A 17,378-nucleotide genomic window follows, 5' to 3' on the forward strand; every position below is an offset into this window, starting at 1 on the left:
TCATCCCGGCCAGTGCAAGGGACCCGCAAAGGGTAGACATCGCAGGCACCCCTGCGCAATGTTTGAAGGACATGTTTAAGTTGATAGGGAGGCTCCATTGAAAAACAGTGCACCAATCCTTGGAACAGTCGCGGCGCTCGCGCTGCTGGCTACCCCCCTCGCAGCACAACAAACGGCCGATGCGATAGACCCCGAGGCCGCCACAGCCGCGCGTGCCGACAAGGATGCCGGTCGCCCTGTCATAGCCGATGACTGGATGGTAGCGGCGGCAAATCCACTTGCGGTGGAAGCCGGTGCCGCGGTCTTGGCACAAGGCGGAACGGCCGCAGATGCAATGGTCGCGGTGCAGACCGTTCTGGGCCTTGTTGAACCCCAGTCCTCTGGCCTTGGAGGCGGGGCGTTTTTGGTCTGGTACGATGCCGACAGCGGCGAAGTCACGACGCTCGACGGTCGTGAGACGGCTCCGCAGGCCGCAACGCCAACGCTGTTTCAGACCGCCGCTGGCGAGAAAATGGGTTTTTGGGATGCGGTCATCGGCGGACTTTCCGTCGGCACACCGGGCACTCCTGCCCTGATGGAAACGGCACATCGAAAATGGGGCAAAGCCAATTGGAGCGACCTTTTTGATGCCGCGATCACCCTGGCCGATCAAGGTTTCGTCGTCTCACCTCGCCTTGCGGCCCTTGTCGCTGGCGATGCCGAAAAACTTGGCCGCTTTCCGGCAACAGCGGCATATTTCTTGCCGGACGGTGCCCCAATCGCCGCAGGCACGGCCCTGAAAAATCCGGCCTATGCCGACACGCTCCGCCAAATTGCAGCCGAAGGGACCCGCGCGTTTTATACCGGGCCCATCGCAGAAGGGATCGTGGCCACAGTACGCGGCGCCGAAGGCAATCCGGGGTTGCTGTCGATGGACGATCTGGCGCTTTATACGGCCATCAAACGCCCGGCCGTTTGTGCCGCATACCGTGCACATGATGTTTGCGGAATGGGGCCACCGTCGTCTGGCGCGCTGACGGTCGGGCAAATTCTGGGAATGCTGGACAGTTATGACCTTGCGTCGCTTGGACCGGAAAGCCCGGTCGCCTGGCGCCTGATCGGTGACGCGTCTCGCCTCGCTTTTGCAGATCGCGGTAGGTACATGGCTGACAGCGATTTTGTGCCTGTGCCCACGGCTGGACTGGTGAACCCGGACTATCTGGCAGAGCGCGCCGCGCTTCTCTCGGGTGAAACGGCACTGGAAGACGTCGCGCCCGGCGCGCCGGAATTCGATCATGCGCTGCATTGGGCAGATAACGTGGACATCTCGCTTCCTTCGACCTCGCATATCTCGATTGTGGACGGCTACGGCAATGCCCTGTCGATGACGACCACCATTGAGAACGGCTTTGGCTCTCGCTTGATGGCACCCGGTGGCTTCTTGTTGAACAACGAACTCACCGATTTCAGCTTTGCCAGCCACAGCGCCGGCGTCCCTATTGCCAATGCCATTGCGCCGGGCAAGCGGCCGCGCTCGTCAATGTCGCCAACGATTGTACTGAAAGACGGCGCACCTGCGCTGGTGATCGGCAGTCCCGGCGGATCACGTATCATTGGCTACACAGCGCAGGCGATCATCAACTATCTGGACTGGGGCATGGACGTTCAGGCCGCGCTCAGCGCCCCCCATGTGCTCAACCGGTTTGGAACGATGGATGTTGAAGCCGGAACCAAGGCGGAAGCGCTGACCGGCCCGCTGACCGATCTGGGCTTTGAGGTGAATGCACGCGATCTGACCTCTGGCCTGCATGCTATCGCCATCACGCTTGATGGGTTGCAGGGCGGCGCCGACCCACGTCGCGAGGGAATCGCGCTTGGAAACTAGTTGAGAGGTATTTGAAACACGGGCTTTTCAAGCGGTCTGGAATTCCGGACCTTTGGCCCGGTTCGCCGCCAAACGTGATTTGCCGCACAGTGAGGACCGCTGACTTCATCCATCGTGACCCTATCGAAGCGATAAATATGGAGAGATCACATGACCCTTTTCACGAAACTAACTTCTGTCTTTGCGTCCACGGCCCCCGCTTTTGCGATGGTCTGCGGCCTTGGTGTGGCGACTCTTGTGACAAGCGCGGCGACCGGCGTTGAAAGCGATGCACGCAGCAGTTTGGAACACAGCCGTCGCGGAGCAAGAACCGTGGTATCGACTGCGTCTGCTTCACCGGCCCTGCCCGTCACAACGGTAGACCGGCGCGGTGCGCGCAGCATTCAGGTTTACGCACAAAGCACTCAGCGGATGACGGCCGCTGCCCCCACAGAACGTGTCCGCATCACAGCCCGCCAGTGAACCGGCCTTCGACTGCCGCGCAGGGAAGGCTCATCACCCCTCCTGCGCGCCCCTGCATTTTCAGACCTCTTCCGAGGAACGAGCCCAAAGGTTGATGTCTTCGTCCGTCGCCAGAGCGTCGATCTCGGCCAACTCATTTTCCGTGAAATCGAGTTTGGCAACCACCCCAGCACAATCCACCACCTGCGAGGCCCGCGAGGCACCAATAAGCGCGGTCGTGATACCACCGTCACGCAACACCCAAGCGAGGGCCATCTGTGCCAATGTTTGACTGCGTCGTTCTGCTATCGCGTTCAGGCCGCGGATCTTCTCAATCGCTTCGTCGGAGATCTTGTCCTGCGCCAGGGATTTCCCCTGTGTTGCACGGCTACCTTGGGGCACCCCTTTGAGATACTTGTTGGTCAGCATTCCCTGCGCCAAAGGGGTAAAGGCAATAGACCCAATTCCAAGCTCGGTAAGAGTTGTCTTCAATCCGTCTCGTTCCACCCAACGATTGAGCATGTTGTAGCTCGGCTGGTGAATCACGCACGGCGTCCCTAAATCCTTCAGGATTGACGCCGCCTGACGGGTGCGTTCACTGTTATAAGATGAAATACCCACATACAGCGCCCGACCTGACCGGACGATGTGATCAAGCGCACCCATTGTTTCCTCAAGCGGCGTATTCGGATCAAAGCGATGCGAATAGAAGATATCGACATAATCGAGGCCCATCCGCTTGAGCGACTGGTCACAGGACGCGATCAGATACTTACGACTTCCGAACTCGCCGTAAGGGCCCGGCCACATGTTGTAACCGGCTTTCGAGCTGATAATCAGCTCGTCTCGGTAGCCCGCAAAGTCAGTGCGCAAGATTTCCCCAAAGGCCGTTTCTGCACTACCCGGAGGAGGACCATAATTATTGGCCAAGTCGAAATGCGTGATCCCGCGATCAAAAGCGGTCTGACAAATCTCGCGTTTGGTGGTGTGCGGCGTGTCTTCACCGAAGTTGTGCCAAAGCCCCAAAGACACCACGGGAAGCTTCAGACCGGAATTGCCACAACGACGATAGATCATCTGATCATAACGGTCGTCGGCAGGATGGTAAGTCATTTTCAAAGCTCCCTCTGGATTTTGAAACCATGTTCCGCCGATTGAACCGGATGTCAAACTGGTGCGCGCACCCCTGCCTCAAGCGCGCCGATGTCGCGGACAACGATCCTGCGGCGGCCGCTTTCAACAAATCCGTGTCGGGAAAATCGGGAAATAACGCGGCTGACCGCCTCTCGGTTCGCCCCCACATGTGCCGCGATCGTGCTGTGACTTGGCGCCGGATCAAGAGCGCCGCCATTGCGAAGCTCGCCGTTTTCAATCAACAACCTGATCAGGAACAGGCGCACACGGGTCTCGACGTCATGCACGGCCATTTCGAAATACCGATCCGCCAACTCGCGCGTGTTGCTGACAACTTCGGAAAGCAGATTGCGCATCGCCGTTGGTGACTGCAGCAGCCAATCTTCAAACCGATTCGCTGAAATAACGCCGACTTGGACCGGTCCGACCGCCTTGACAGACCGAACCCGCGAGCCGCCGTCCAACGCGCCCAGTTCACCAAAAACGCGGCCCTGCGCGATACGGTCAAGCACCACTTCCTTGCCGCTTCTCGACTGAATTACCCCCAAGCATGACCCAGAAAGTAAGATATAAACGTCGTGCCCAGGTGTACCGCGCTGCGTAATGAAGTGACCATCTGGAAACAGGCGAAGCACCATCAGACGCTCTAGGGATTCGGCCGCGTCACTTTCAAGTCCCCGGAACAGCGGTATTGTCTTGATCAATTCGCTCAAATCGAAAGTTCCAATGTATACAATTAAGCTCGAAATAACGTGAAGTAGTGCATTATGTTGCTGAATTTACGGCGTAAGAAAAATTAACACCTAATTTGACATCATGGCCACTCCCCAGAAATAGGGGGTTTTCATGATGCGATACAGTATGGTTCCTATTCCACCCCCTGCACGGTTCCCACCCTTGCGCCCACGCATTGAAACGTTCCGGGTATTTGGCGCAGGCTGACATGAAGGGTTCCAGCGTCGTCAAACCGCATTTGACCCATCAAGTCCGACGCCCCTTCGCGCAGCGCAAAGGGCCAAACCCCTACCCCACCCGATTTTGGCGCGACCACACGGCCCTCATGCCCACTATTCAACCCCAGCCGCGCCGCCAAACCCGCGCGTTCTGCGTCGTCGAAGCGACCATGGACAGAGATGCTCAATCGCATACCAGACACCATGACCAACTGGGTCAGATGCCGCCGGATCAACCCATTGCTCCCAAAAAATGTGCTCCAGCGCCCGGTGTCGGACCAGCCGTCCCATACTTCGCGGCACGGCCCAGCGTTGAAGGCACGCGTAACAAACGCCGGGTCATACCACCCCATCGGCAGGATCGGCAGAACGGCCCGCTTCGCAATCTCGCCAGTGATCGTGATACGCGAAGACGCAACGCGCCTCTCAAGGGAATCAAAGTTACCGTTCCGCAAATTTGGCAAGCGTGAGGCGTGGCCTGCACCCAGCCACGTCAATTCTCCGGTATCAGCCTTGTGCATCTCATCGCTATCAAAACGAAGTCTGCCATCCTGAATCGGGAACAAAGCGGCGCGCACTCGCGCGGGCGTCAGGCCGTAACTGGGCACATGTTCAATCTGGCCGGATGACCGCAGCCGCATATCACGAAACCGCAGGTTGCCGTGCAAATCGCGTGCACTGCTCACTGGATCATGCGCAGCCAGATCAAAAAGCGCGTTGGCTTGCTCCTGCTTACCGGGTGGCAGGTGCTGCTGCGCCCACTGGGCAAAGACCGTGCGCTGCGAAAAGCACGACCGCGCCCGGTTACGAGTTTTGACCCAAGAGCCATAGCTGTCGCCCAAGTACCCGCGCAGCCCCACGCCAGTTTCAGGCAAGATTGCCCCCAGTAAACGCCTGTATTCCGTGGAAAACCTTGGTGCGCACTTACCCTGCGCCGGGATGTGTACAACCGCAGAACATGACGGCAGGCGATCAGCCAACAATGACAGACCGGCATTTGTCGTTGCGTTCTCGATCGTCGTCGAGCCGCACAAAAGCTGGAAATTCGAAGCGTTGATGTTCAGTGCTTTGACGACAGAAGCACGCCAACCCATATCCAAGCTACTGTAAAGGTGGCTCAGCCTCTGACCGCCAAAATCAACAAGTTCTGACACGATTTCCCCTTTCGTGACGACCCTTTCAAAGCTTTCACTAAGAAGGCGACCTTAAATCCAACGTTCTCGCACAGAAAAAGTTCCCTCTCTGTGTCCCAAAACGCATTCAACAAGAAATTTGTTACGGAATCAGGCATGCGCTGCCGATTGCCCTTGGCGTCCGGCTCGGGTACCTCTCCCGCAAACCGCAGGAGTATTTCGACATGGCAGCCTATCAATACGTCTATCACATGGATGGTGTTTCCAAGACCTATCCCGGCGGCAAGAAATGCTTTGAGAACATCCGCCTGTCCTTCCTTCCGGGCGTGAAAATCGGCGTCGTGGGTGTGAACGGATCGGGCAAATCGACATTGATGCGGATCATGGCCGGCCAAGACACGGACTTCACCGGAGAGGCATGGGCCGCGAAAGGCGCGCATGTGGGGTATTTGCCGCAGGAACCCGAACTTGACCCGTCGCTTGATGTGCGCGGCAACGTGATGCTGGGTGTGGCCGCGAAACAGGCCAAGCTGGACCGGTTCAATGAACTGGCAATGAACTATTCTGACGAAACCGCCGATGAGATGGCGCAGCTTCAGGACGAGATCGACAGTGAAAACCTGTGGGATCTGGACGCGCAGGTCGATGTCTCGATGGAGGCCCTTCGCTGCCCCCCCGATGACGCCAATGTCACCACGCTGTCGGGCGGCGAAAAGCGCCGGGTTGCGCTGTGCAAACTGCTGCTCGAAGCGCCCGACATGCTGCTGCTTGATGAACCGACCAACCACCTTGACGCCGAAACCATCGCCTGGCTGCAACAGCATCTGATGGCGTACAAAGGCACCATCTTGATCGTCACCCACGACCGGTATTTTCTGGATGACATCACCAGCTGGATCCTCGAATTGGACCGCGGTCGCGGCATCCCTTACGAAGGCAACTACTCCGCATGGCTGGAGCAGAAGGCCAAACGCCTGAGCCACGAAGCCCGCGAAGATAAATCCCGCCAGAAGACGCTGGAGCGGGAACTGGAATGGATGCGGCAGGGGCAAAAGGCCCGGCAGGCCAAGCAAAAGGCCCGGATCAACGCCTATAATGATCTGGCGAACATGTCCGAACGCGAAAAGCTGTCGCGCGCCCAGATCATCATCCCCAACGGCCCGCGCCTTGGCGGCAAGGTGATCGAGGTTGAGGGTCTGAAAAAGGCCATGGGCGACAAGCTGCTGGTCGAAGACCTGACCTTCGCGCTTCCCCCCGGCGGCATCGTCGGCGTGATCGGTCCCAACGGTGCGGGTAAAACCACGCTCTTTCGTATGCTCACCGGTCAAGAACAGCCCGACGAGGGCAGCGTCACCTACGGCGACACGGTCAAGCTCGCCTATGTGGACCAGTCGCGCGACGACCTGAACGCCGACCACAACGTGTGGGAAGCCATCGCCGACGGGCAGGACATCATCAAGCTGGGTGATGCCGAAGTGAACGCCCGCGCCTATTGCTCGGCCTTCAACTTCAAGGGCGGCGATCAGCAAAAGAAAGTCGGCCTGCTGTCAGGCGGCGAACGCAACCGCGTCCACATGGCCCGCCTTCTGCGCGAGGGCGGCAACGTGCTGCTGCTCGATGAACCGACCAACGATCTTGACGTCGAAACCTTGCGCGCGCTGGAAGACGCGTTGGTGGATTTCGCGGGCTGCGCCGTGGTCATCTCCCACGACCGGTTCTTCCTCGACCGTATCTGCACGCATATCCTGGCCTTCGAAGGCGAGGCGCATGTGGAATGGTTCGAAGGTAACTTCGCCGACTATGAGGAAGACAAGAAACGCCGCCTTGGACCAGACGCGCTGGAGCCGAAGCGGATCAAGTACAAGAAGTTCGGGCGATAGACTATTTTGGGGCGCTGGGGCCCGCAGCGCGGTGCCGAAATGACGTTGCTGCCCTTACGAAAAGGGCAGCAGCAGTGATTTCGAAATTTCAAACTCTACCCATCAGGCCACTGCCAGCGCAGCGCCCCACATGCCCAAACCGAACACCGTATGCGCCAAAAGCCCTTTTGCGCGTACGATCCAAGGCAGATCAAGCCGCGACCCGGCCCAGCCGAGGCCCATCCCCGGCATCAGCAGGAACCACCCCGCCGCGATGGTCAGCAACGCGAAAATCCAAACTGGCAGAAACGTTGGCGCGGCCAGCCAGCCAGCCCCGGCCAGCACAGCCCAGATCAAGCCATATAGAACGCCAACACCGTAGTGCAGCGCCCATCCCAGCCCCAGCTCGCCCTTGATCGGCTCCGCCGCACCAATGTCGTCATGAAAGACCTGCCCCTTTGCGAGATGGCCAAACCAACGGCCCGGCATCGCCCAGTTCGGAAGCGGCTGGCCAAAGGCGCGATGCAAGAGCTGCGCCCAGACATCCATTGCCGCTGTGCCCGCCAGCCCCATCAGTACACCTGTTGCAACAAAACCCATTACATCCCCCGGCCGTTTGCCAAGGCTATGCGCAGGGCACCGCGCGTGTCCATGCCCCTCTAGCCAACGATCCTCAACGCAAGCCATGGCGCGAAATTCAATATCAAGATCGCAATCTTATACCGCGCCAAATAGTCGGTATAGATGCGCGGCAACTCGTCATGCGGCAGCCCCAATAGCCCTGAATGCAGCCGCACCATTGGCTCGCGCCCAAAAACAATGACCAACACGGCAACGGCATATATCAGCCCGTTGATGACTGTCATCCAGCCAAACACCGCTGTCAGGTCTTGGATATACATCGCATTCCCTTTCCGTTGGTCCGACCTCATACTAGGCAGGAAGTGCGGCCCCGGATCCAATCTTCTATCAAGTGGGCGCGCTTCACACCCGACTGCCGCCAGCATTCAACACCGTTCTGGAACATCGCCAACGTGGGCAGCACATCTATCGCATATGCGGTGCTAAGGTGCCGGTCATCTTCCACGTTGACGGCAATCGCCCGAATGCACCCAGCGAATGCACTTGCAGCGTCTTGAAGTTCGCCCTTCAGCAGCCGAGAAGTAGCACACCAAGGCGCCCAGAAATCCACGATAAGCGGAATGGCATCAAACCGCGCCGCCTTTGCAAAAAAGTCCGGTGATACATCGATCGGGACTTGTGGCATCAACTCACGTCCACATGCGGTGCACACGCAAAGTTCAAGGTCTGCGGGCTTTGGGAGTGCGTTTATCTCTGCGCAATAAAGGCAAACTAGTGCTTGTTTAGTCATTTCTCCCTCCATATCACAGATATGAACGGGCGCACGCGTTACAAGGCACATGGGTTGCGCGCTGTGAAACTGATGCGACGGCTTTACGCCATAAAACCCGCGTGATCCGTGAGCGCCCTTTCGAAAGCCTGCCACACAGACGATTCCCGTTTGCTACGACTCGGCAAAGCTGTCATAAGGCGCGTGCGACGTTATTCTATCTCGACCCACTGTCTCCCTTATCCGGCGCTCAGTCTCGATTTAAGACCTACTACGCCGGGCCATCGCATACTGCGGGTGGCGACTAATACTGGAGATTACGGACATGGCCAAGGGCACCGTAAAGTGGTTCAACGCAACTAAAGGTTTCGGCTTTATCGCACCTGAAACCGGTGGCAAAGACGTTTTCGTTCACATTTCGGCAGTCGAGCGTGCAGGCCTTACAGGTCTCGCCGACAACCAGAAAGTGACTTTCGACGTAGAAGCAGGCCGTGACGGCCGCGAGAGCGCAGCGAACATCGAACTGGCATAAGCCAGTTCTTCCGACCTCGGTCGGAAACGATAGATTTAGAGGGGCGTACGAGCATCGTGCGCCCCTTTTTCATGAGTACGACAGACGACTTTAAGCAAGTATTGGAACTGTCTCTTCTTCGTCCCAAAGCAGCCCGCTTTGGTCACTGCCGCCGGTTTCTTCGTTCTTCATTCGCTCCTGCCCCACGATACATGGCCTGTTTCGGCTATGAGGACGCGCATTTAAGTCCGTATGCCCAAGCGGAATGCCCCTGCAGGCTGCATAAAGTGGACCGGAAATTCTTGAAAAACGCGGCAACCTCTGTACGCTTTGGTTGCGACCGTTACCGTTCTCGATCTCTGTCTCGCGCCTTTGGCCGTCAGTTCTATCGATCCGCGGACTGACGCCACCCTGCCGCACTCCCGCGGGCAGACAACTGACAGGAGAGTTCACGATGGCAACCGGCACCGTGAAATGGTTCAACACGACCAAGGGCTATGGCTTCATCGCCCCGGACACTGGCGGCAAAGACATCTTTGTCCATATTTCCGCCGTAGAGCGCTCTGGCCTGACTGGCTTGGCGGACAATCAAAAAGTGACCTTTGATGTCGAAGCAGGGCGCGATGGGCGCGAAAGCGCAGTCAATTTGGCGCTTGCGTAAACGCCCTTCAGCAACATCGCGCTATATCAAGGGGCCTTTTCGGGCCCCTTTTCCTAGGCCTGCATACTGGGAAGCGAGGCCGACAAGCGCCGCAAATAGGCCGGGACATCCCGCGCATCAACGACAGCTTCGCGCACCAACCAGTCAAAGTGCTCTGTCAGGCTGCGAAGGCGGGCGCGTTCGCGAAACGCAAGGTGGAACCGCCCCACATAGATCACCGCCAAAAGTGGCCCAAAGATGCTGACCGGTGCACTGAACACGCGCCGTGCATCGAACAAGACCAACCGCAGCGCTGGAAAATGGGCCTCGCACCGGTCCGCCATATGCTCCAGTTGCTCTTTGCGCAGGTCGACCGGCACACCCTCATAGTACCCGGCCCCTTGCGCAAAGGCACGCAGCTCACCGATGGGCAACGCGATCTCATAGTCGCTCGCCGCGTCGTCCAGCCAATCAAGCAAGCCAGCCACGACCTCGACCGCGCGCTGCGCAGTATCGGGTCGCGCATCGGCATATTCCCACCGCAGGATCGCATCAGTTTTCAGCAGGTCCGGAAGCGTCGCTGGAACGTGCCGGATCTTGTACCCGCGCGCCTCTCTATGCCAGGCCATGATCTGGGCATCGGCTGAACTGCGCTCGGCTCCGGTCAGGGTCAGCGCGGCGGCCAGAACGTCGCCCGGCCGTTCAGGCCGGTCCGTCAGCCCAAGTAGCCAATCTGCGCTGACGCCCAACGTTTCTGCCAGTTCCGCCACGATCTGCCCACCCGGCAAGCGCACCGCGTCATCGCGCAGGATCTGGGCAATCGTGGACCGGTCCACATCAATTGCACGCGCCAGGGCACTGCGGCTTAGTCCCGCTCGCTGCATTGCATCGATCAAGCGGGGTCTGAACAGCGCAGATCGCTCTTGTTTGCGCATACTTCCCCCATTGTAGATTAAAATCACCAAATGAGGTGACTTGTAGACAAAACACAAAATGGCGGCACGGCGCAAGGAGGCGTAGTCATGGGGTATTCGCACATGCAAAGAGGCCTTCATGGAAACCCCCAAGCGCACATTCCTCAAAGCCCTGACATGGCAGGTGCTTGGTTTGGCCATGATGACATTGATCGGGCTGGCCGTGACCGGCTCCGTTCAGGCGGGCGGGTCCATCGCGTTGATTAGTGCCCTGACAAGCCTTGGTTTTTACATACTGCACGAACGAATTTGGGCGCGGATTTCGTGGGGCCGAAGTGTCAGGGATCAGCCATCCAGCACAGCGCCGATTTCGTCAAGCAAGGCCTGAACTTCGAGGGCGGCTGGGCCGCGGGGGGTGCGTTCTGTGACGCCGGTTCCTTCGCCCAGGACTTCGGCATAGATGACGCGGCTGGCCAGCGCGGTCTGGGCGCGCGGGGCGTCCAGTTCATCGAGCGACGCACTGACTTCGGCGGTGAGTTTGGCGCGTGACGAAGCCCGGTTGAGCACCATCAGCACAGGGCACCCAACCCGCCCGGTCAGTTCCAGAACCGACTCTGTCGCCCACAGATCCACATGGCTGGTCGCCACTGGCACAAGCACCAGCGCACTTTCGCGCAAGGCCGGACGCAGGTCACTGTCGATCTTGGGGGGTGTGTCTATGATCACGAAATCATGGTGCTTTTTCAGCTTTTCGCATTCATAGCCCACGCCCCACGCACTGGCCGTTGCGAATTCTATCCCCGGCTCTTCCATTGCGTCGCGGCGGGTCATGAACCAGCGCCCCATGGACCCTTGAGGATCAGTGTCGAGTACGGCAACGGTGTGCCCTCGGCCATATAGAGCCACGGCAAGATTAACGGCCAACGTGGTTTTGCCGCTGCCGCCTTTTTGCTGCGCAACCGTGATCGCCCTGCCTGCCATGCCTGCCCCTCATCTGTTTGCCTTACGCTAAGACCATGGCCGCGCCCGGTCCAGTGCTGATGCGCGGTGGGGCGTCGGTATTGCGTCGGTAATGTGTCGGTGCCTGCGCACGCAGGTCTTACCGCCTGTTAACCGGGCTTTGGCAGTCTTTACGGGTCAGCAACCGGAGCCACCGCCATGCCCTCGCGCCCCCAAGCCAACCGCCCTTCCCCGGCCCATCGCCAACCTGTCCGCCACGGCCGTAGCAGAGCCGCGCGACATGCGTATGAGCGGCTGATCCTGTCGGCCTATGCCGAGGAGGCGGAAAAGCATAACAGTGCGTATGACCTGCGCGACGTGATCCCAGAGGCATGGGACGCGCTGGAGCAAGACGTGGATCTGCCCGAGCCGCGGGTGAAGACAACGCTTTATCTGGACAAAAGCGTGTCGGTTTATTTCAGGGCGCTGGGACCGGGTTGGCAAAATGCGGTGAACCGGGTGCTGGCGACCTATGCGCAGATGAAGATCGCCGATGTTCGGCTGGGAGAGCGCCTGATCGAAGAGTACCGCGCGAGCGAGCGGGACCGGCTGCTGCGCGAGGCGCAAGGGCTGGAGGTGCCGCGCGAGGCCGGGACCGTGGAAGATGTGCCCCCGGACGCGCGCCCGACATTGATCAGGCGATGAGCCGGGGTTGATGCGGGGTTGATGCGGGGGGCGTTGTTCCGATCACGGCTCGCGCTTGTCACATCGGGGACGCCGCTGCCGGAACCGTAGGTTCGCTGGTGGGGGATTCCCGACTTTGGAGGCGGCCCCCCGCGCATTTTGGCCGACCTGTGCGCCGCAACACATTCGCTGCGGCGGCCCACCCATACTCTGCTCATGCGTGCAAATGGGCGCACTAGGCCGGAGAGGGACGATGCAGGCGGGATTCGAAGTAGCAATGTTGTTGTGTTTCTCGGCCAATCTTGGCTGGTCGATCCTGTCGACCCTGCGGGCGGGCAGCGCGGCAAGCAAGCACCGGGTCACGGTCATGCTTGTGTCATCCGGCGCGCTGTGCGGGCTGATGGCCAAATTGTCGGTGCTGCAAACCGGCGGCGGCGTGAACCTTGTGCAGCTGATTTCCCTGTTCAACAGCGCCGCCATGGTGGCTGATATTGCACTGGTGGTGTGGTTTTCGCGCCGAGGTGCGGCGGCGGCGTAGCGGCGAGCGGACGGTCGCAACTGCTGGCCCATGGAAGCACTGGATCGGCCCTGTGTTGGGTGCTAGCGTTCGGAAGGTTTGGACAGGAGAGCCGACATGGCACGCGTTTTGATTTTGGGTCTGGGTCTGCTGGCACTGCTGGGCTGTAAGCCGGTTGGTCAGGGGATTTCGAACACCGGGGAGTTCTTGTCAGAGCAGGCGGAGAACCCGAGCAACGAGCGGCCTGAGTAAGGGATTGACCTTCTGCTCCTTGGGAGTTGCGGACCCAACAGGTTGGCTTCGCTTTTGCCTTGGGGGGCCGCTTGCGCGGGCATAGCGGGCCGGGTGGTGGTTATGCTGATTGCACAACCCCAGCAGCACGGCGGGTCAGCAACACCACGAGGAACAGGTCAAAGCCCGTGACGAGCCCGTTCCAGGCGTAGAACCAGATGATCGGGTTCATGGTGCCGGTGAGCGAATATTCGATCAGTTTCGCGCTGAGGCCCGCGCCGTAGCCAAAGCAGACCAACGCGACGCATGCGGCGCTTTTACCGACGGCTTCGCCCGTGCGCAGCATTTTCAGGATCGACATGTACCAGCCGAGCGAAAAGCACAGGAGCATGCTGGCTTCGAGAATGTTCTGCATTGGACCCTCCGTTCATCATTGAACCGAGGTTGCCCCAAGGAAAGAATCAGGTCCGTGCGTTTTGACACGCATTGGCAGAACGGCGGGCGGCGCGGGCCGCCCGGCCCTGTCAGTTGTCCATTTTCAGCGCGCTGATGAACGCCTGCTGCGGGATTTCGACCTTGCCGAACTGGCGCATCTTTTTCTTACCCGCCTTCTGCTTGTCCAGAAGTTTGCGTTTGCGGGTTGCGTCGCCGCCATAGCATTTCGCGGTCACGTCCTTGCGCATGGCGCTGAGCGTTTCACGGGCGATCACGCGCCCCCCGATGGCGGCCTGAATCGGGATTTTGAACATGTGGCGCGGGATCAGTTCCTTGAGCTTTTCGCACATGGCGCGGCCCCGCATTTCGGCGCGGTCCCGGTGCACCATCATCGACAGCGCATCCACCGGTTCGTCGTTCACCAGCACCTGCATCTTGACGAGTGCGTCCTCGCGGTAGCCTTCCATCTGGTAATCGAAGGACGCGTAGCCCTTGGTCACCGATTTCAGCCGGTCGTAGAAATCGAAGACGACCTCGTTCAGGGGCAGGTCATAGACCGCCATGGCGCGGGTGCCCGCATAGGTCAGGTCAAGCTGGATGCCGCGCCGTTCCTGGCAGAGTTTGAGCACATCGCCCAGGTATTCGTCGGGCACGAGGATCGTCGCCTTGATGCGCGGCTCTTCGATATGGTCCACATAGGTCAGGTCGGGCATGTCGGCGGGATTGTGCAGTTCCTGCAACTCGCCGTCCTTCATGTGCAAGTGATAGACGACCGAGGGCGCGGTGGTGATCAGTTCGATGTCGTATTCACGTTCGATCCGGTCGCGGATGACTTCGAGGTGCAACAGCCCAAGGAAGCCGCAGCGGAAGCCGAAGCCGAGCGCGGCGGATGTTTCCATCTCGAACGAGAAGGACGCATCGTTGAGCGCGAGTTTCTCGATGGCGGAGCGCATGTCTTCGAATTCGGAGCTGTCCACCGGGAAGAGGCCGCAAAAGACCACCGGGACGGACGGTTTGAAACCGGGAAGTGCCGTGGCGCATTGGCGTTTTTCGTGGGTGATGGTGTCGCCGACGCGGGTGTCGCGCACCTGTTTGATCGACGCGTTCAGGTAGCCGATTTCGCCGGGGCCCAGTTCTTTGACCGAGGTCATGGCCGGGCGATAGATGCCCACATCGTCCACGTCATAGGTGCCGCCGGTTTTCATCATGCGGATGCGGTCGCCCTTTTTCAGCACGCCGTCGATGATGCGCACGATGACGATCACGCCAAGGTAGGCGTCGTATTTGCTGTCCACCAGCATCGCCTTGAGCGGCGCGTCGCGGTCCCCGGCTTTTGGGGCTGGCAGGCGGGTGACGATTGCCTCCAGCACGTCGGGTATGCCGATGCCGGTCTTGGCCGAGATTTCGACGGCATCGTGGGCTTCGATGCCGATGACATCTTCAATTTGTTCGCGCACGCGGTCAGGGTCGGCGGCAGGCAGATCGACCTTGTTCAGGACCGGCACGATTTCGTGGTCGGCTTCCATCGCCTGATAGACGTTGGCCAGGGTCTGCGCCTCGACGCCTTGCGAGGCATCAACCACCAGAAGCGAGCCTTCGACCGCCTGCATGGAGCGGGAGACTTCGTAGCCGAAATCAACGTGGCCGGGCGTGTCGATCAGGTTGAGCACATAGGTGATGCCGTCCTTGGCAGGATATTCGATGCGAACTGTGTTGGCCTTGATCGTGATGCCGCGTTCGCGTTCGATATCCATGCTGTCGAGCAGCTGTTCTTGCATGTCGCGCGCGGCAACTGTGCCAGTGAGCTGGATCAGCCGGTCGGCCAGGGTGGATTTCCCGTGGTCGATATGGGCAACGATGGAGAAGTTCCGGATATGTGCAAGTTCGGTCATGGCTGGGATATGCGGCGGTTTGGGGGGGCAGTCAATGGGCGGCACACTCTGGACGCTGCCGGGGCCAATGAAGCGGCGGGATTTCCCACAGTTTGCCGCCCTTCGCCGCCGCCGAAACAGGGTTTTTGCGGTCAATTGCGCCCGCGGCCAAGCCGTGTTCGCATCCTGATCAATGGGCATCCCTGCGACAAGCCTTGTGCCGAGCCGTGCGATTCTGCTTTACCGAACCTTGCGGCACATATCGCGCAGGGTGATCATGAAAGGAGCGCTTGATGCAAGACACGGTGGATGGACCGGACGGGCGCCCCCGCTGTGGCTGGTGTTCAACCGTGCCAGAGTTTTTCCCTTATCACGACGAAGAATGGGGCTATCCGGTCGCCGACGATCAACGCCTGTTTGAAAAGATATGCCTTGAGAGCTTTCAGTCCGGGCTGAGTTGGCGAACGATCCTTGCCAAGCGCGAACATTTCCGGCGGGCCTTTGCCGGGTTCGATTTTCGCAAAGTGGCGGCCTTTGACGACGCGGATGTCGCCCGGTTGCTGGGGGATGCGGGCATCATCCGGCATCGGGGCAAGATCGAAGCGGTGATCAACAATGCCCGCCGGTGTTGCGACCTGGTCGATACGGAAGGGCCGTTCGCGGCCTTCGTCTGGCGCTTTGAACCGCTGGAGGACCGGCCTGCATCGCCCGTGCGCGCCACCTCTCCGGCTTCGGTTGCGTTTTCGAAAGAGCTGAAGAAACGCGGGTGGAAATTCGTTGGCCCGACGACGGCCCACGCGTTCATGCAGGCGATGGGGCTGATCAACGAACATACCGAAGGCTGTGTGATGCGGCAGGCGGCGATAAATGCGCGCGCGGCGTTCACACCGCCGGACTAGACCGCCAAAGCTCAGGCGCGCGGGTCCGGCACATATCTTGTCCAAGGGTGCTCTTCGACAAAGCCCAGCATCTTGCGGATCTTGGCGTTGGAATAGATCGCCTCATCCCTGCCCATCGGGCGGGTCAGAGGAACGTCCGGATAATAGCGCGCGATGATCTCGGGCGTTGTGAGTGCCACTGAATTGCCGTCATTCCCGGCGTTGAAAACCTGATAGCCCAGCCCGTCCGTCATCACGCATCGGTGGACGATCTGCCCAAGATCCCGCGCGTCGATATAGCAAAAAGCATTGCGCAGGCGCTGGTCCGGGTCGGCAAAGAAAGACGGGAACAAGGCTTCGTATTCATGCGGCTCGATGACATTGCCGATGCGCAGGGCATACATATCGGCCCCGCTGCGCCGCTGAAACGCTTTGCCCGTCGACTCATTGCAAACCTTGGACAGGCCGTAACTGTCCATGGGGTTGGTGGGCGTGTCCTCTGTGATGGGCAGATGCGGCGGGTCCATGGGGCCATCGTTGAAGCAGATACCATAGGTCGTTTCGGACGAGGCGAAGACGATCTTGCGGATGCCCAGCTTGGTGGCCGCTTCCAGCACGTTATAGGTGCCGATGGTGTTGACGCGGAAGGTCTCGCCATCCGGGCGGATCAGGATACGCGGAACAGCGGCAAAATGGACGACGGCGTCAAACGGGGCGGGGCCAGTGCCAGCTTCAAGCTCTGACAGGTTGCCATACGAGGTCATCACCTGAAACATCTGGCCGCTGTCGGTGATATCGGCACACAGAGTATCAACGCCGGGCAGATCCAAAGGCGTCAAATCCACGTTTACCACATGATGTCCCCGCGCCTGCAGTTCGGGGATGACATGGCGCCCGGCCTTGCCGCTGCCGCCCGTGAAAAGAATACGCATGGAACGCTCCTCTGTTCAGGCCCCATAATCTGACGGTGCCCTATGTCTTGCAGGGGAACCGCCCGGGCGCGCAAGCGGCCGGGCCGGGCCC

Annotated in this window: 21 protein-coding genes; 10 read left to right on the forward strand and 11 right to left on the reverse strand. The window is 59.6% G+C overall.

Annotation, left to right across the window (positions count from 1 at the left end; all coding sequences use genetic code 11):
* Positions 1 to 97: 97 nt before the first annotated feature.
* Entirely contained in the window at positions 98 to 1,864 is a 1,767-nt protein-coding gene (ggt, locus tag E2L05_RS13505; RefSeq protein WP_133343431.1) for a gamma-glutamyltransferase, read from the forward strand.
* Between the two features lie 150 nt (positions 1,865 to 2,014).
* Positions 2,015 to 2,326 (forward strand): hypothetical protein, encoded by a 312-nt coding sequence (locus tag E2L05_RS13510; protein ID WP_133343432.1) that lies wholly within the window; start codon positions 2,015 to 2,017, stop codon positions 2,324 to 2,326.
* A gap of 60 nt (positions 2,327 to 2,386) precedes the next feature.
* On the opposite strand, the gene mgrA is transcribed toward E2L05_RS13510, so the two are convergent.
* From mgrA to E2L05_RS13525, 3 genes are all read right to left on the reverse strand, one after another.
* A complete protein-coding gene (gene mgrA / locus E2L05_RS13515; RefSeq protein ID WP_133343433.1) occupies positions 2,387 to 3,418 on the reverse strand; it encodes an L-glyceraldehyde 3-phosphate reductase in 1,032 nt (343 codons plus the stop codon).
* A gap of 53 nt (positions 3,419 to 3,471) precedes the next feature.
* Positions 3,472 to 4,152 carry a Crp/Fnr family transcriptional regulator gene (locus E2L05_RS13520; protein WP_133343434.1) on the reverse strand — a complete coding sequence of 227 codons (681 nt, stop codon included), beginning with the start codon at positions 4,150 to 4,152 and terminating at the stop codon, positions 3,472 to 3,474.
* 155 nt (positions 4,153 to 4,307) lie between these two features.
* The gene (locus E2L05_RS13525; protein ID WP_133343435.1) at positions 4,308 to 5,546 is read right to left on the reverse strand and encodes a hypothetical protein; all 1,239 of its coding nucleotides are present in this window, start codon (positions 5,544 to 5,546) and stop codon (positions 4,308 to 4,310) included.
* A 203-nt stretch (positions 5,547 to 5,749) separates the two neighbouring features.
* Here E2L05_RS13525 and ettA point away from each other — a divergent pair, with 203 nt between their 5' ends.
* A complete protein-coding gene (gene ettA, locus E2L05_RS13530) occupies positions 5,750 to 7,405 on the forward strand; it encodes an energy-dependent translational throttle protein EttA (protein WP_133343436.1) in 1,656 nt (551 codons plus the stop codon).
* A gap of 102 nt (positions 7,406 to 7,507) precedes the next feature.
* Here ettA and E2L05_RS13535 read toward each other — a convergent pair whose 3' ends face one another.
* Genes E2L05_RS13535 through E2L05_RS20810 form a run of 3 tightly spaced genes read right to left on the reverse strand, consistent with a single transcriptional unit; the run spans position 7,508 to position 8,651 of the window.
* Positions 7,508 to 7,984 carry a DUF2938 domain-containing protein gene (locus tag E2L05_RS13535; protein ID WP_133343437.1) on the reverse strand — a complete coding sequence of 159 codons (477 nt, stop codon included), beginning with the start codon at positions 7,982 to 7,984 and terminating at the stop codon, positions 7,508 to 7,510.
* Positions 7,985 to 8,043: 59 nt separating this feature from the next.
* Positions 8,044 to 8,286, reverse strand: coding sequence for a DUF6868 family protein (locus E2L05_RS13540; RefSeq protein WP_133343438.1), 243 nt, complete (start codon positions 8,284 to 8,286; stop codon positions 8,044 to 8,046).
* 26 nt (positions 8,287 to 8,312) lie between these two features.
* Complete coding sequence (locus tag E2L05_RS20810) at positions 8,313 to 8,651, reverse strand: thioredoxin family protein (RefSeq protein WP_165971767.1); 339 nt, start codon at positions 8,649 to 8,651, stop codon at positions 8,313 to 8,315.
* A 409-nt stretch (positions 8,652 to 9,060) separates the two neighbouring features.
* Between E2L05_RS20810 and E2L05_RS13550 the strand changes: the two genes are divergently transcribed.
* Entirely contained in the window at positions 9,061 to 9,267 is a 207-nt protein-coding gene (locus E2L05_RS13550; protein WP_133343440.1) for a cold-shock protein, read from the forward strand.
* A 433-nt stretch (positions 9,268 to 9,700) separates the two neighbouring features.
* On the forward strand, positions 9,701 to 9,907 hold the full coding sequence (locus E2L05_RS13555) for a cold-shock protein (RefSeq protein ID WP_133343441.1): 207 nt from the start codon (positions 9,701 to 9,703) through the stop codon (positions 9,905 to 9,907).
* Between the two features lie 53 nt (positions 9,908 to 9,960).
* Here the strand turns inward: E2L05_RS13555 and E2L05_RS13560 are convergent, their stop codons facing one another.
* Positions 9,961 to 10,821: a helix-turn-helix domain-containing protein gene (locus tag E2L05_RS13560; RefSeq protein ID WP_133343442.1), complete on the reverse strand. Its 861-nt coding sequence runs from the start codon at positions 10,819 to 10,821 to the stop codon at positions 9,961 to 9,963.
* A 118-nt stretch (positions 10,822 to 10,939) separates the two neighbouring features.
* Here E2L05_RS13560 and E2L05_RS13565 point away from each other — a divergent pair, with 118 nt between their 5' ends.
* Positions 10,940 to 11,188 (forward strand): DUF2061 domain-containing protein, encoded by a 249-nt coding sequence (locus E2L05_RS13565; RefSeq protein WP_133343443.1) that lies wholly within the window; start codon positions 10,940 to 10,942, stop codon positions 11,186 to 11,188.
* Here the strand turns inward: E2L05_RS13565 and parA are convergent.
* On the reverse strand, positions 11,146 to 11,781 hold the full coding sequence (gene parA, locus E2L05_RS13570) for a ParA family partition ATPase (RefSeq protein WP_133343444.1): 636 nt from the start codon (positions 11,779 to 11,781) through the stop codon (positions 11,146 to 11,148). The genes E2L05_RS13565 and parA overlap by 43 nt on opposite strands.
* A gap of 177 nt (positions 11,782 to 11,958) precedes the next feature.
* Between parA and E2L05_RS13575 the strand changes: the two genes are divergently transcribed.
* The 3 genes from E2L05_RS13575 to E2L05_RS21260 all read left to right on the forward strand — a co-directional run bounded on the left by E2L05_RS13575 (position 11,959) and on the right by E2L05_RS21260 (position 13,192).
* Positions 11,959 to 12,444, forward strand: coding sequence for a BrnA antitoxin family protein (locus E2L05_RS13575; RefSeq protein ID WP_133343445.1), 486 nt, complete (start codon positions 11,959 to 11,961; stop codon positions 12,442 to 12,444).
* Between the two features lie 232 nt (positions 12,445 to 12,676).
* Entirely contained in the window at positions 12,677 to 12,961 is a 285-nt protein-coding gene (locus E2L05_RS13580; protein WP_133343446.1) for a hypothetical protein, read from the forward strand.
* Between the two features lie 96 nt (positions 12,962 to 13,057).
* Entirely contained in the window at positions 13,058 to 13,192 is a 135-nt protein-coding gene (locus tag E2L05_RS21260; protein WP_279512638.1) for a hypothetical protein, read from the forward strand.
* A gap of 100 nt (positions 13,193 to 13,292) precedes the next feature.
* Here the strand turns inward: E2L05_RS21260 and E2L05_RS13585 are convergent, their stop codons facing one another.
* Positions 13,293 to 13,586: a hypothetical protein gene (locus E2L05_RS13585; RefSeq protein WP_133343447.1), complete on the reverse strand. Its 294-nt coding sequence runs from the start codon at positions 13,584 to 13,586 to the stop codon at positions 13,293 to 13,295.
* A gap of 109 nt (positions 13,587 to 13,695) precedes the next feature.
* Positions 13,696 to 15,498, reverse strand: coding sequence for a translation elongation factor 4 (gene lepA, locus E2L05_RS13590; RefSeq protein WP_133343448.1), 1,803 nt, complete (start codon positions 15,496 to 15,498; stop codon positions 13,696 to 13,698).
* Positions 15,499 to 15,770: 272 nt separating this feature from the next.
* Between lepA and E2L05_RS13595 the strand changes: the two genes are divergently transcribed.
* Positions 15,771 to 16,376: a DNA-3-methyladenine glycosylase I gene (locus E2L05_RS13595; RefSeq protein ID WP_133343449.1), complete on the forward strand. Its 606-nt coding sequence runs from the start codon at positions 15,771 to 15,773 to the stop codon at positions 16,374 to 16,376.
* 11 nt (positions 16,377 to 16,387) lie between these two features.
* Here E2L05_RS13595 and E2L05_RS13600 read toward each other — a convergent pair whose 3' ends face one another.
* Positions 16,388 to 17,287 carry an NAD-dependent epimerase/dehydratase family protein gene (locus tag E2L05_RS13600; RefSeq protein ID WP_133343450.1) on the reverse strand — a complete coding sequence of 300 codons (900 nt, stop codon included), beginning with the start codon at positions 17,285 to 17,287 and terminating at the stop codon, positions 16,388 to 16,390.
* Positions 17,288 to 17,378: the final 91 nt, after the last annotated feature.

It is taken from the genome of Meridianimarinicoccus aquatilis, assembly GCF_004358675.1.
In the GTDB taxonomy this organism is placed as follows: domain Bacteria; phylum Pseudomonadota; class Alphaproteobacteria; order Rhodobacterales; family Rhodobacteraceae; genus Meridianimarinicoccus; species Meridianimarinicoccus aquatilis.

Excerpts from the sequence above, each read along its gene's own strand:
- E2L05_RS13565 (WP_133343443.1), top strand. The coding sequence starts at position 10,940 with ATGGAAACCCCCAAGCGCACATTCCTCAAAGCCCTGACATGGCAGGTG.
- parA (WP_133343444.1), bottom strand. The coding sequence starts at position 11,781 with ATGGCAGGCAGGGCGATCACGGTTGCGCAGCAAAAAGGCGGCAGCGGC.
- lepA (WP_133343448.1), bottom strand. The coding sequence starts at position 15,498 with ATGACCGAACTTGCACATATCCGGAACTTCTCCATCGTTGCCCATATC.
- E2L05_RS13580 (WP_133343446.1), top strand. The coding sequence starts at position 12,677 with ATGCAGGCGGGATTCGAAGTAGCAATGTTGTTGTGTTTCTCGGCCAAT.
- E2L05_RS13535 (WP_133343437.1), bottom strand. The coding sequence starts at position 7,984 with ATGGGTTTTGTTGCAACAGGTGTACTGATGGGGCTGGCGGGCACAGCG.
- ettA (WP_133343436.1), top strand. The coding sequence starts at position 5,750 with ATGGCAGCCTATCAATACGTCTATCACATGGATGGTGTTTCCAAGACC.
- E2L05_RS21260 (WP_279512638.1), top strand. The coding sequence starts at position 13,058 with ATGGCACGCGTTTTGATTTTGGGTCTGGGTCTGCTGGCACTGCTGGGC.
- E2L05_RS20810 (WP_165971767.1), bottom strand. The coding sequence starts at position 8,651 with ATGCCACAAGTCCCGATCGATGTATCACCGGACTTTTTTGCAAAGGCG.
- E2L05_RS13575 (WP_133343445.1), top strand. The coding sequence starts at position 11,959 with ATGCCCTCGCGCCCCCAAGCCAACCGCCCTTCCCCGGCCCATCGCCAA.
- E2L05_RS13560 (WP_133343442.1), bottom strand. The coding sequence starts at position 10,821 with ATGCGCAAACAAGAGCGATCTGCGCTGTTCAGACCCCGCTTGATCGAT.
- E2L05_RS13585 (WP_133343447.1), bottom strand. The coding sequence starts at position 13,586 with ATGCAGAACATTCTCGAAGCCAGCATGCTCCTGTGCTTTTCGCTCGGC.
- mgrA (WP_133343433.1), bottom strand. The coding sequence starts at position 3,418 with ATGACTTACCATCCTGCCGACGACCGTTATGATCAGATGATCTATCGT.
- E2L05_RS13555 (WP_133343441.1), top strand. The coding sequence starts at position 9,701 with ATGGCAACCGGCACCGTGAAATGGTTCAACACGACCAAGGGCTATGGC.
- E2L05_RS13540 (WP_133343438.1), bottom strand. The coding sequence starts at position 8,286 with ATGTATATCCAAGACCTGACAGCGGTGTTTGGCTGGATGACAGTCATC.
- E2L05_RS13600 (WP_133343450.1), bottom strand. The coding sequence starts at position 17,287 with ATGCGTATTCTTTTCACGGGCGGCAGCGGCAAGGCCGGGCGCCATGTC.
- E2L05_RS13550 (WP_133343440.1), top strand. The coding sequence starts at position 9,061 with ATGGCCAAGGGCACCGTAAAGTGGTTCAACGCAACTAAAGGTTTCGGC.
- E2L05_RS13595 (WP_133343449.1), top strand. The coding sequence starts at position 15,771 with ATGCAAGACACGGTGGATGGACCGGACGGGCGCCCCCGCTGTGGCTGG.
- E2L05_RS13510 (WP_133343432.1), top strand. The coding sequence starts at position 2,015 with ATGACCCTTTTCACGAAACTAACTTCTGTCTTTGCGTCCACGGCCCCC.